The organism is Streptomyces sp. NPDC001927, from assembly GCF_053594455.1.
This window is the reverse complement of record NZ_JBSFEN010000006.1, coordinates 36,623-49,044: the sequence shown is the minus strand read 5'-3', so window position 1 is coordinate 49,044 and position 12,422 is coordinate 36,623. Positions and strand designations below refer to the sequence as shown.

Annotated in this window: 10 protein-coding genes and 1 pseudogene; 4 read left to right on the top strand and 7 right to left on the bottom strand. The window is 67.3% G+C overall.

What is annotated here, in order from left to right:
* Window positions 1-4 precede the first annotated feature (4 nt).
* Entirely contained in the window at window positions 5-529 is a 525-nt protein-coding gene (locus ACWCO8_RS17310) for a hypothetical protein (protein ID WP_451032894.1), read from the bottom strand.
* A gap of 974 nt (window positions 530-1,503) precedes the next feature.
* Here ACWCO8_RS17310 and ACWCO8_RS17305 point away from each other — a divergent pair.
* The 3 genes from ACWCO8_RS17305 to ACWCO8_RS17295 all read left to right on the top strand — a co-directional run bounded on the left by ACWCO8_RS17305 (window position 1,504) and on the right by ACWCO8_RS17295 (window position 3,620).
* Window positions 1,504-2,241 carry an ATP-grasp domain-containing protein gene (locus tag ACWCO8_RS17305; RefSeq protein ID WP_451033320.1) on the top strand — a complete coding sequence of 246 codons (738 nt, stop codon included), beginning with the start codon at window positions 1,504-1,506 and terminating at the stop codon, window positions 2,239-2,241.
* 364 nt (window positions 2,242-2,605) lie between these two features.
* A complete protein-coding gene (locus tag ACWCO8_RS17300) occupies window positions 2,606-3,109 on the top strand; it encodes a prolyl-tRNA synthetase associated domain-containing protein (RefSeq protein ID WP_451032893.1) in 504 nt (167 codons plus the stop codon).
* A 76-nt stretch (window positions 3,110-3,185) separates the two neighbouring features.
* Window positions 3,186-3,620, top strand: a complete 435-nt coding sequence (locus ACWCO8_RS17295; RefSeq protein ID WP_451032892.1) for a hypothetical protein — start codon at window positions 3,186-3,188, stop codon at window positions 3,618-3,620.
* A gap of 4 nt (window positions 3,621-3,624) precedes the next feature.
* On the opposite strand, the pseudogene ACWCO8_RS17290 reads toward ACWCO8_RS17295, so the two are convergent.
* The 4 genes and pseudogenes from ACWCO8_RS17290 to ACWCO8_RS17275 form a co-directional block, all read right to left on the bottom strand.
* Window positions 3,625-4,555: pseudogene (locus tag ACWCO8_RS17290) on the bottom strand (IS5 family transposase).
* Window positions 4,556-4,642: 87 nt separating this feature from the next.
* Window positions 4,643-5,347 (bottom strand): hypothetical protein, encoded by a 705-nt coding sequence (locus ACWCO8_RS17285; RefSeq protein ID WP_451032891.1) that lies wholly within the window; start codon window positions 5,345-5,347, stop codon window positions 4,643-4,645.
* The gene (locus ACWCO8_RS17280) at window positions 5,344-6,348 is read right to left on the bottom strand and encodes a hypothetical protein (protein WP_451032890.1); all 1,005 of its coding nucleotides are present in this window, start codon (window positions 6,346-6,348) and stop codon (window positions 5,344-5,346) included. The genes ACWCO8_RS17285 and ACWCO8_RS17280 overlap by 4 nt, the downstream gene beginning before the upstream one ends.
* Window positions 6,345-6,701: a nucleotide pyrophosphohydrolase gene (locus ACWCO8_RS17275; protein WP_451033319.1), complete on the bottom strand. Its 357-nt coding sequence runs from the start codon at window positions 6,699-6,701 to the stop codon at window positions 6,345-6,347. Before ACWCO8_RS17275 ends, ACWCO8_RS17280 begins: the two co-directional genes overlap by 4 nt.
* Before the next feature lie 86 nt (window positions 6,702-6,787).
* Between ACWCO8_RS17275 and ACWCO8_RS17270 the strand changes: the two genes are divergently transcribed.
* The gene (locus ACWCO8_RS17270; RefSeq protein ID WP_451032889.1) at window positions 6,788-8,671 is read left to right on the top strand and encodes a DNA/RNA helicase domain-containing protein; all 1,884 of its coding nucleotides are present in this window, start codon (window positions 6,788-6,790) and stop codon (window positions 8,669-8,671) included.
* Window positions 8,672-10,154: 1,483 nt separating this feature from the next.
* Here ACWCO8_RS17270 and ACWCO8_RS17265 read toward each other — a convergent pair.
* Complete coding sequence (locus tag ACWCO8_RS17265) at window positions 10,155-10,601, bottom strand: hypothetical protein (protein ID WP_451032888.1); 447 nt, start codon at window positions 10,599-10,601, stop codon at window positions 10,155-10,157.
* A 318-nt stretch (window positions 10,602-10,919) separates the two neighbouring features.
* The gene (locus ACWCO8_RS17260) at window positions 10,920-11,831 is read right to left on the bottom strand and encodes an acyl-CoA thioester hydrolase/BAAT C-terminal domain-containing protein (RefSeq protein WP_451032887.1); all 912 of its coding nucleotides are present in this window, start codon (window positions 11,829-11,831) and stop codon (window positions 10,920-10,922) included.
* Window positions 11,832-12,422: the final 591 nt, after the last annotated feature.

Sequence of the window (12,422 nt, the reverse complement as noted above, 5' to 3'; positions counted from 1 at the left end):
TCGGTCACCACAGGGAGGGGCGGTAGGGATCGTCGTCGGGGTCGTAGCCTGAGGGCTCGGGGCGGGGCTTGGCCGTTTCTGGTGCGCTGCCCTTGATGGTGAATGTGAATTGGTAGGGCGGCAGTGGAGCCCTGATGTACTCGCGGCCGATGGTCCAGTTAGTGGTCGCGTCTTCTTCCAGGCGCACGACGTATGCGCCGTCGTCCAGTTCGGTGTAGCCGAAGAACCCCACACCGTCGTCCAGCTTGATCCGGCCTGCCGGGCCGAACGATTTGAATCTGCGAGGCTTGCCCGGCGTGATGATCTCGAACCCCGTAGCGTACCCGGCTTGGCGTTGGAAGATGCGGGGCGCTTCGACCCGGCGTACACCGTCCACCTGGTGGTAGGTCAGCCGTTCCAGCCTCAGCCAGAGCTCCTTTCGTCCCCAGTCCGTTGTAGCGATACGCATGCCCATCCGAGTCCGTGATATGCGCTGCCCGTCATCCGAGAGCCGCTCCGCCCATTCGGTCCAGTCCATTTCCTCTGTCACAGCAATCTCCCCCTTTGCACCGAGTATTCAGCACATCACGGCCACAATAGACCGCATTCATCCGCGCAGGGTGTGAGAGCCAAGGCGCCGCCCGCACGGCAGGCGGTGACCATCGGCGCGGCGGGCCCAGTTCCCCGGCGTGTCATGGAAGTAGGCACCGGCGGGCGGTCGTTCCGGAACCCGCGGGCCCGGGACTGGTGGTCGTCCGACCACGTGGTGTGAGTGGGTGTTGGGGTGGTGGTGGGTGGGCGTCAGCGGGCTCGTGATGCGGATGTTGTAGTAGTGGGTGTGGGACGGGGGTATGGGTTGCTGTCATGGGGTGACCGAGCGGCTGTTGTGGGGCGGTTGGCAGGTCTGGTTGCTAGCTGTCGTGGGTTTCGCTGTTCCTATGGGAGGGGTCGGGTGGGCTGGGCTGTGGACGGCGGCCACGCCGCCGCGGCCAGGTCATGACCGCCGGCGAACGCACGCCAGACCTCAAGATCCGCCGGGTCTGCTCCCCATGGGGCAGTCTCGGGATCGAGAAGCCGCACCGGGCCCGGCCGGGTGACGGCACCCGACTGATGGGCGGGTACGAGGACGCGGCGCCAGCCCCCGCAGTACCCGGCGTCGGGGGCCCCGATTCGTAGGGCTTGAACGGGCACCGGGTGAGCTTGCCTGCCGTCTTGGTTGCTCCAGGACGATGTTGCCGTCCCGGACCGGGATGGGGTTCTTCAGCAAGCGGATGACGGAGGCCGACAGGCGTGCGGACGTACGGCACCTTGCCGATCCACGCGTGGTCGGGGTCGGCCCTGCATGCGAGAGCGGCCGCCTCGCCCGCCGGCCGCCTCGCCCGCCGGCCGCCTCGCCCGCTGGCGGCCTCGCCCGCCAGGGGTTTCTCGACTGCGACGGCAGTCGGGGCGGGGCTAGTGTGGCGGTTTTGCGGAGTGCGGGAGGGGTGCCGGGTGCTGGTCATGCCGGGGCGGCGGACGTCGACGATGGAATTGCTGGCCGTAGAGGCAGCGGGGCGAGGGATGCCGGTCAGAGCGGCGGAAGGGCCCGGCCTGGCAGGCCCTGCGTACTGGTACGGCGGGCCGGTCGCGGGCGCGCGGCTGGCTGGCCGGCTCGGGTTCGCGTTGCTGGAGCCGACGGACGGCTGGCTCGCCGAGCTGCCGGAGGAGTTCACCGGCCGCCGGGTCCGGACGGGGACCGTCGCGGACGCATGGGCGATCGACAAGCCGACATTCGTCAAACCGCCCCGCGACAAGTCCTTCCCGGCCGACGTCTACACCGGCGGCTCCCACCTGCCCTCCGCCCTGGACCCGGCGACACCGGTGCTGCTGTCCGACGTGGTGACCTTCGCGGCCGAGTACCGGCTGTTCCTCCTGGACGGCCGGATCGCCGCGGCTAGTCGGTACGCGGTGTTCGGGCGGCTTGACCCCCGCCCGCTCGGCACGGACCGTCAGGACCGGGCCGCCGCCACGCAGATCACCGAGTTCACCGACCGGCTTCTCGCCGCAGCTGGGCACACGCTGCCCAGTGCCGTCGTCGTGGACGTCGGACAGCTCCTCGACCCGTACCGCCCCGGCCACCGCTGGGCTGTGGTGGAGGCCAACATGGCGTGGTTCTCCCACGCCTACGCGGCCGACCCGGCACGGGTGCTGGACGTGGTTCTGCGGGCGGCGGGGCCACGCGAGCACCTGCGCGCCCGGGACATGGCGTTCGAACGGCACTGATCCGCCCATGCGAACCGGACTTCCCAGCAGCCGGCCCGCCCAGCCCGCACCCTTGAGAACGGACGCCCCCCGTTCGGCCGAACGCCTCTACCGATCGGCGCTCGAGGCGGCACTGCCGATGCGGCCCGGCAACCTCCTCGGCCAAAGCTGCGCGACGGCCCGGCACGCGGCGACCCGGTCCACGGCCGATATGAGCGGACCAGTCCTCGTACTCCACCTCCACGCCGCCCAGTTCCCCAGGCGCACAGAGGCCATGAAGGAAGATGACCGGATGACGATGCGAGACCTGGACCAGGCTGAGGCTGCGCTTGCGGCGCGGTTGGACGAACTGGGTATTGCCCGGAGCAGCTGGCGCCATGCTCCCGTGTTCACCGTCGAACAGGCACGGAATGTGGTGACCGGGCTGGCTGGCAGGGGTACGAAGAGCCTCTTCCTCCGCGACCGCCGCAAGCGGTTCGTCCTGCTCGTGGCGGACGAGGACACCCCCGTCGATCTCAGGGCTCTGGCCACCGAATGGGGTGTGGGCCGACTGTCCTTCGCCCGCCCCGAGGCGCTCGCGGACGTCCTCGGTGTGACACCTGGAGCGGTATCCCCCTTCGCCCTGCTGAACGCCGCCCCGGGAACCGTCCGAGTCGTCGTCGACGCCCGGCTGGCCGAGCACAACCTGCTCCTCTTCCACCCGCTGCGCAACGACGCGACGACGGCACTGTCACTGGAAGGCGTACTCGCCTTCCTCCGGGCCTGCGGCCATGAGCCTGAGGTCCGCATCCTCGGCGACTCTGGCTGGACGGAGCAGCCGCACGTCACGCAGTGGACCGCCGGAGCCGGTGTCCGGCGATGCCAGAGACAGGCCGACGGAGCGCCATAGGACACGTTCTGTCCTCATTCGCGCCTAGGACTTGTCCGGCCGATCATGGCTGTAGGCAGTCGGGCATGATGCCCGGGTGAGCATCATCGTGAAGTTCTTCGTGGCACCGGACGACACGTCAGCGGGTCTGGCCCTCCAGTCCGGGCCGGGACGGGCATTCGAGTCTCTCTCCTTCGGTAACTTCGATCCCGAAGAAGCCGTCCTGGAGTGGGAATGCCTTCTGGCCGGCGGTAGCTTCGAGGAACTGGTAGAAGCCGGTGAGCCTCGCATCGTCGCTGGCCAGGACAACGACGGGTGCGTCGTCTTCGCGCTCTCGCCTCGCCTGTCCGCAGCGCTCGCGGACGCCGGGCAAGCCAGGTTGCGAGACGTCGCCGCCTCGTGGACTCGGCTGCGTGCGGAGGACGGCGAGGTCATCGGCGCGGAGATTGCCGACGCGATCGTGGGTGATCTCGCTGCTCTCGTCAGCAGCGCCCGGCGCCAGAACCAGGGCGTCTACTGCTGGGTCGCGTAGCAGTTCATGTCCGAAGCCAGATCGCGACGGCCGCCGCGGTGGCGGTGCCGAGGAAGACGTAACCGCGCTTGTCGTAGCGAGTGGCGACCGCCCGGGACTGCTTCAGGTGGTTGATCGCCCGCTCGACGGTGTTGCGCTTCTTGTAGCGGTCCTCGTCGAAGCAGGGCGGCCGTCCACCGCGGGCGCCTTTGCGCAGGCGGGCTGCCTGGCTGTCGGTCTTCTCCGGGATGGTGTGGCGGATTCCCTGCCGTCGCAGGTACTCGCGGATGGGGCCGTTGCTGTAGGCCCTGTCGGCCGCGAGGCTGTCGGGCTTGTTCCGTGGTCGTCCCAGGCCCGGTCTGGGCATTCGGATCTTCTCCAGGACCGGCTTGAACTGGGTGCAGTCCGCCCGCTGACCTGGGGTAACGATCAGGGACAGCGGGCGGCAGCGGCCGTCCGCGCTCAGGTGGAGCTTGCTGGTGAACCCGCCCCGCGAGCGGCCCAGGCCCTCACCTCCAGCACCACCTCCACCAAGCGGGCGACCAGGCTCTGCCACGGCATCTCGTCCTGGTGTTCCATGCTGGCGGCCCCTTTGATCCCGGGGGCGGTGGCGGATCGGTGCGGGCGCCGGCCGCGTGCTGATGCGCGCGGACGCTGGTGGAGTCGACCGAGATGTCCCAGTCGATCTCGCCTGCGGCGTCGGCCGAGGCCTGGACCTGCTGGAGGAGACGTTCCCAGGTGCCGTCGGCCGACCACAGGCGGTGGCGTTCGTAGACGGTCTTCCACGGCCCGAACCGATCGGGCAGATCACGCCACTGCACCCCGGTCCGTACCCGGTGCAGAATCCCGTCGATCACCTGCCGGTGATCCCGCCACCTGCCGCAACGCCCGTTACTGACCGGCAGGAACGGCCGCAGCCGTTCCCACTCGGCATCACTCAGATCACGCCGCCCCATACCCACAGGAACGACTCGGGCGCGGAGCAGTCACATGATCGGCCGGACAAGTCCGCCGAGCCTCGCCGGTACGATCACAGGCACGGCCTACCTGTCGCTCCCTGAACGTCCCTGCCACCACCACCGCCTGCCGGTTGACCGCTCCTGTTGCCCTCCGCCGCCCGTCCGGCCTGTAGCCAGAGCCGGGCCGCCTGAGGCAGCAGCTGTGCCGAGCACGGCTGCACGGATGGCTGCCCAGTCAGCGGCGCGCCTCCAGTCGAACAGTTGCACTGTGCCGATCACGGTCACCGGCGACGACTCGAGCGAAGCAACGAACTCCGGCCGCGTGTAGGCAGCCGGCGCGCTGTCGGACGGGTGCAGCTTGTGCTGGAAGTTCACGATCAGCACGCCTTCGGCCACCGGTACATCGGGCCGCAACTTCGGCCAGGTCTCCAGATGTCGCTGCAGATGCCCCACGAGGTTCTCCTGCGCGGGACCCGAGACACCCTTGACCTCCACCAGACGCGCCGGCCCGCCCTCCACGCTGACGAGCAAGTCGGCCGACTTCGTACCGCCGAGCTGCTCATCGAGATCGACAGTGGCCAGGCCGGCCGTAGCCAGCACCTGCGCCACTGCCTCGACCAGCGCGGAACCGCTTCCGTACAGCAGTGCGTACCGCACCGGTTCTTCCCGGACCTGCCATGCGAGGTAGAGGTCTTCGATTCGCTGTTCCTCAAGGCTGTACCTCTGGCACCCCAGGCTGGGGAGGCTTTCGCCGGCACCGCCCGTTGCGTTGAAGGGAGCAGTGGTCATGCCGGGGGAACGTCCTTGAAGGTGTGGATGCGGTGCCAGGCGTAGTACGGCTCACGGCTGGGTGTCCACCAGGTCACTGTCCGGCCGACAAGCTTGTCCTGGACGTAGGCCTCCACCTCAGGAATCTCCTTGGCAAGAGGACTGACCTGGAGGCCACCGTCGATGGCGACGCCGACGTAGCCGTGCTCGTACACGGCATCGCACCCGAGGGTGCAGGCGAGCATGGCGACGTTGGCCAGGTCGCGCTTCTCGCCGTCACTGCACATCGCGCGCTTCTTGATGTGCGCGGCGATCAGGAAGGCTCCCGGCAGCGCCCGGCCGCACAGGGCACACTGGCCCTGCCCCTCCTGGAGGAGGCGCCTCTTCAGCGCCGCCTGCTCCCCACGCTGGGCGCGCTGGGCCGTGCGCTCCAGTGTCCCATCGAAGGCTGCAACGGCGGCTTCCTCCTCGGCCGCGTCGACCGGTTCGAGTGCCGCCACGGCAGTGTCGAGGGTCAACAAGGTCTGGAGGGTGTCGCTCTCCTCCTCGCTGAGGACGGAGATGCCCATGATGTTGCGGTTGGGGTTCCAGCCGAGCAGGGCGCGGATCTCGGTGATGGGGATGTCGAAGCCGCGGGTGCCGGAAAGGGCGTACATGTACTCCCAGGTGCTGCCGGCCGGATCGGTGCCCCACAGTCGTGTGGCCAGGTCCTTGTGGCGCCACATCAGGGCGATCGTGCCACCGAAGTAGACGCGCTTGTCGCCGCTGAAGAAAACCCAGTCTCCGGGGCGCATCTTCTTGATCCGGGAGACGTTGACGTTCTTCTTCCCCGGTACGACGCCCCACATCTGGGCCTGACCGTCGGGGAAAAGCTGCTTGAGCTGATCGATGGTCGACGCGTCGAGGATGTCCGCGTGGTCGTCGAAGACCACGGGACTGACGATGGTGTCCTGGTAGTGCTGCTCGACGTCCTTCTCCGACCGGCGGGCCGGCTGCATCACGATCCGCATGACGTGGATCATCCCCCCAACTGTGTGTACTTGTCGGCCTTCCCCCGCGCCAGATGCACCGGGTACTTGCGGCGGTTCTTCTCGATCTTCTCAACCAACGCCTGCTCCAGGTCGACGTCCAAGACATCCGCCAGCCTCAGTAGGTAGGCCAGGACATCGGCCATCTCCTCTCGTACCCGCACAGCATGCTCGTCGTCCTGCATCACCTGGGCGGACTGTTCCGGCGTCAGCCACTGGAAGATCTCCAGCAGCTCCCCGCTCTCGCCGGCCAGCGCCATCGCGAGGTTCTTCGGGGTGTGGAACTGCTCCCACTCGCGTTCGACGGCGAACTGGGCCAAGGCGTGTTGCAGGGACGACAGGGTCATGTCCACAGCTGTATCAGAAGCCACTGATACCGTCCTCGGCAACTTCCCAAGCACCGTCTGTCAGACGCGGTTGATATAGATCGCGCATGCATCTCTACGGGGGCACCGTGGCCGAGCTGGCCCGGCACATAGGAGACGAGACGTTCATCGCCGCGGCGGAACGCCGCTTCACGAAAGCGGTCGGTGAAGCACCCAGTACCCAAGAAGTGCAGAGCTGGCGGCGCAGCTGGCCGGCACTCGTCAAGGTTCTGCAAGCCGCCGGGCTTGACGACCTGTACGTGCTGCTGGAGTACTCCCTGCCCGCCACGGGAGAGCGTGTCGATGCTCTGCTGCTTGGCACAGGAACAGACGGGAATCCCTGCGTCGTCGCGATCGAGCTGAAGCAGTGGACGCATGTCCAGCTCAGCGGTCTTCGGCCCGGCATGGTGCGCACCGGCGAGCGCGTCGTCCAGCACCCTGCCCGCCAGGTCGGTGGCTACGTGCACTATCTGCAGCAGTGGGTCGCCCGAGAGGACTACCCACTGACCGTCCGCGGCACCGTCATCCTCCACGACGCCCCCGCGGGCCTCGTCGCCGATCTACGCGCACAGGCGTCACGTGGACCAGCAGCCAAGCACCCTGTACTCGGGCGGGACGATCTCACCCCACACCCAACTCCTGAAGCCCTGGCTGAGCGTGTGGGCTGTGCCGAGCTGAAGCCCAGCGGCCGCGAGGATGTCGAACGCTTTCTCACCATCCAGCACCGTCCCTCACCAGCGCTGCTTGAGCGGGCCGGTGAAGTCATCGAGGGACGCGACGCCTTCACCCTCATCGGCGATCAAGACCTCGCCCGGCAGGAAGTCCTGCATGCTGTGGAAGCTGCCCGTGCCCGCGGAACCAAGAGCATCGTCGCTGTGACCGGCGGTCCCGGCACCGGGAAGACAGTCATTGCCTCCCGGCTTTTCGGGGACCTGTGCAGACAACCCAAGAGCAACCCCCGCTTGCTGTCCCCGTCAGGGACACTTACCCGGCAGCTGCGTAGGACCGTTGGAGATGGCTTCCGGGGGCTCATCGCCACGTTCCTCAACAACGTTCCGGCCGGCATCACCGGCGACAGCGTAGTGCTCTTGGATGAGGCCCACCGCGCCCGCACCTACCCCGATCACCAGCGCGGAGCCTTCCCAGTCACCTTGGGAAAGCTCCTCGATCAAGCTGCCGTGACGGTTCTGTTCCTCGACGAACGGCAGATCGTGCGGCCGACGGAAGGCCTCACGCTCCAACAGCTCAAGCAGCATGCCCAGCGCTGCGAATTTGCCTTCGCCCACATCGACCTGGTCAGCCAGTTCCGCTGCAACGGCTCACGCGCGTATCAGCAGTGGATCGACCGTCTCTTCCATCCGGCCGGCACCGCCCCAACTTGGGAGGGAAGCGACTACGACCTGGCGCTCGCCGCAGACCCCGAGCAGCTCAGCCACTGGGTCGCCGGACACAGCCGCAGCGGTGTGACCGCACGGATCACCGCAGGCTTCTGCTGGCCCTGGGACTCTCCGTCGACCCCACCACTGCTGCCCGAGGTGACGATCACCTGGGAAGGCCCTGATGGCCCGCAGACTTGGGCTCGCCCTTGGAACTCACGCGCCGACGACCAGCTTTCCGACCACCCTGATGTACCAGCCCGCCCCTTCTGGGCCACCGATACAGGGGGTCACGAGCAGGTCGGCTGTATCTATACAGCCCAGGGGATGGAGTACGCCTACAACGCCGTCATCATGGGTGGAGACCTCGTCCGTCGGGGAGATCAATGGATCGCGCACCCCGAGGAGAGCCACGACTCCCAACTACGCGGCCTCCAACCACAGCGTTACCTGCAGTACGCGCTGAACACGTACCGTGTGCTTGCCACCAGAGGAGCCCGAGGGACCCGCTTCTACTCCGTGGACGCAGTCACCCAAAGCTACCTCCAATCGCTGATCCCTTCATATGACGGGTGACTGGGGCCCCGTGAGACGACGTGCGACCGATGGCTTGATTCCGGGCGCTGGTGGAGCATGTTCCATCTAGTTTTTGAATTGTCGTGACTCGAGCGACTCATCGCGTCTCAGTGCAGGTCAGAGGGGTGTCCTCAGTGCCAGGGTCGCGACTCATCGCATCTCAGATCGAGACTCAGGTCGGGTACGCCGAAGAGACCACCCAGCGGCGCGGCGGAGTGGTCTCTTCAAGAACGGTGGCGACCTGCCCACGATCGAGAGAACAGGCCGCACACGCGCTCACAACGCTCCGGTCTCTCGAGCCGAAGAGCGCGACTACTGCAGGCCTGCCGGGGACCGGAGCGCTAGCGGAGCATGACCGGGCCCTTCCTTGAGAGCATCGAGTGCGCCCTGAACCTCTGTGCGGTCGTCCCGACCGACGGCTGTGCGGTATGCGTAGGAGATCACGGAGAGGTCTCCCCATCGCACCGGACCCTGCGTCCCTCACCAGAGCGACCGCCTCTTTCGGCAGCGTCGTCTGAAGGTTCTGGAGGGCCTGTTGAAGGCGTTGACGGGCGAGCCGATGTTCATGAGTCTGTGCCCGCAGATCGACCCGACCGCGGTGGTGCGCGTCATGGTCGACGGCATCGACCTGGAACGCGCCCCCCGCTACGAGCGCCTCGGACATACGGTCCTGGACCAGCTGGAGTCCATGGAGCTGACCGGCCGTACCGACTGGCTCGCAATCCCGCTTCCCCCGCTGTCGCAGAAGGACGTGGTGCTGTCGGCGTTCCGGGCGGCGCGGGCGGAAGTCGCCCTGCAGCTCGGGCTGATGCCCGCGGTTGTCACCGATGCGGTGGTGCGGCGGTGTCTGGAGCAGGCCCGGCGGATCCAGGCTCAGTGGCCGACCGGGGTGTCGATGCGGCCGGCCTCGGAGGCGGAGATCCTGTGGATCTACGGCCACTCCGCGCGCCGCGGGCTCACGGAGCCGTTCCTCCCGGACGGCACCGAGACCCCGGTCCGCGGCCGCGGCCGCAACGTCGCGGCCCTGGGGAACTCCTCCTCGCCGAGGGAGGCGCCGACTTCAACGCCGGGCCCGCGCTGGCGGCCAATCCGTTCACGCGGCGCTTCCTGCAGGTCTCCAGCGAGTGGGGTGACTCCTACCAGGCGCTCCTGGCCCTCTCGGAGATGCCGGAGGCGTTCGCCCTGCCCGGGGCGGCCTACCTCCAACAGCTCGACGACCTGGCCTACCCCATCGACTGGACCGCCCGACTCGTCATAGTGCCCGGCTCGAGGGCGTGCCGTGCTTGGAACGAGCGCATCAGGTTCGCGAGTGCCGGATCCGTCTGCTGACACCAGCTGCGGAGCCACTCGGCGTCAAGTCGTTCGTCAGCCACGATCGCCCTCTCAAGCTCCCAGGAAGCGCACCCTCACCGAGTCCCGGGAAGGACATGTAGGAGCGTCGGCGCGGATCGGTGAAAGCCGCTGGTGCTTCCGTTGGTACGCGTCACGCGCGACGGTCCCAGCGCGAGTAGCCCTGTTCGATCGCGGCTAGGTACTGGGTCAGGTCAAATCGAACTTCCTCGATCACCCGGTCGTCAGCGCCTGGGTATGTCAGATCGCCCCAGACCACTGTCTGTCCTCGGAGCCGGATCCGGATAGAAACCGCCGGGGCGGTGTTGGCGCCCTGCTCTTGGGCCGCGACATTCACCATCCGGGCTTGGTCGGTCGGATAGAGGGGGCCTCCGGGCCGGAGCAGCCGATTCGGATGATCACCGATTGCGCCGTTGTGACTGCGCGCGATCAGGTCGAGACCATCGACGTAGAGGTATGTGTGGAGGGCGCTGCAGGTGGGTGGCCCAGGGCAGGTAGTGGTCAGCAGCGTGCTGACCGAGTCGTGCCCTTGGCGGTCAGTGAGGCTGGCGCGCACCAGGCGCGGGGGCTTACGCGGCATCTGACCTTCGCGGCATCACGGAGCCGATAGTAGGTGCCCAGGAGACCACCCCGCCGTCCCATTCCCCGCCACAGATCACGCTCCTCTGTCATCCCGTCCAGCCAGACGGCTCTGGCCGACCACGGGATCGGGGGACTGGAAGACCATGCACACAATTGCTGCCAGAGCCCTGAAATCGGCCAGGGCCGCTCGTCGCCTCTCTCGGTCCGACGTTCAACGGCGTGTGGAGGTTCAGCGGGCACCCGAACCGAATCTCTGGCTGGGGCACCAGGCCGTGGAGTGCGGGGGGGCTTTGACGGAGAAGCCTCCTGCCGAACATCAGTAGCTGGGGGGAGCCGTGCTGCTGAGCCTGTCGAGGATGTGCGACCACGCGGCCTTCCCCAGGAGCGCGTCAGCTCCGGGCGTGCCTCCGTACAGGAAGTGCGGGGAGGCTGGCGCCGGGCTCTCGCCGGGAAAGCGTGGTCGGTGTCCGGCATCATGGCGGGCGATCAGATGCACAGTGGTCCCGGCTGAGCGTCGGCGTTCTGCCAGTTGTTCGGCGAAGCGGAGAGAGGGCCACATCGCGTCGTCGCCGCCAGCGACGAGCACCAGATCGGCCCGGGCTCTGTCGACGGGGATCTCTGCCGGAGGGAGCAGGTGAGCGAAGCTCTGCTCGCTGAGTTCGTACCATCCGCGGATGGCGACCGGACCGCTGCCCGGGTCGACGGGGGTCCAGGAATCATCCATCGGAACAAAAGGCAGTGGCTGCCCCCGCCAAGTCCACGAAGAGCGATACGGGCGCTGTTCCCCGTCGAGGCCCGGGCCCACATTGCACCAGACTCGCGAGGTGGGTGACATCGCCACGACAACGTCCACGCGCGGGTCGTGCACGGACGTGAGCAGAGCTGCTTCAGCTCCCTTGGAGACGCCGAGGATACAGATGCGCCGGGCCCCGCTCGCGGTGAGGAGATCGACCGCAGCGGTGAAGGTCTCCAAGGGGATCTCACAAATTCCCCGGGACTGCCCTGGTCCGCCGAACCAACGGATGGACAGAGCAATGATGCCCTGCTGAGCGAGGATGCGTGCTCTCTCGTGTTCGATGCGTCCGCTGGAACCGGCCAGGACCAGAACGCCGACGTCACGGCCGTGGGCGGGCGTGACAAGAACGCCTTCCCAGGGATGGTTCAGCTCGTGCTCAGCAACGTCCACGTGTTTCCCCCGGCTCGACGCGTCGCGGTCAAAGAACGTCATGGCAGCTTCTCAGACACAACCGGAGGCCTGACATCGAGAACCGCGTCAAGAAGATCAAGCGGCAGCTCTACGGTCGGGCCGGATTCGAACTACTCCGCAAGATGATCCTGCTCCAGTGACCCGCTCAGTCCAGGGGCCCCTGCTGCGGGGCAGCAGTCCGTCGGTACCCACGACGAGCGATATGGGTACCTGCCGGGCGGCGAGTCCGGTTCTGGCAGGCTGACCAAGTGAGCGGGAATGTAGAGGCGTCCGGCGACCGGTTTCGAGATCGACGCGAACGCAAGTACGGATATGACTTCCTCGATGAGGTTCTGGTGCACTGTCCTCGGTGTGATGGGTGCGCCACTGTCACGCCCCACCGCGAGATCCCAGCAGATGAGAAGGCTGCCGGCTCCGGGAGCCTGGATCTCCATCGGCGGCTGCGGTGCACGGGGTGCGGCTTCTTCAAGGATCGGAAGGTCGACTCTGCTGTCGTGGGCAACCCTGTCGATCCTTACTTCCAGCGACCGGTGTGGTTGCAGACGAGCTGCTGTGGACACGTCCTGTGGGCCTATAACGTGCGTCATCTCGATCTGCTGGAGGCCTACGTGG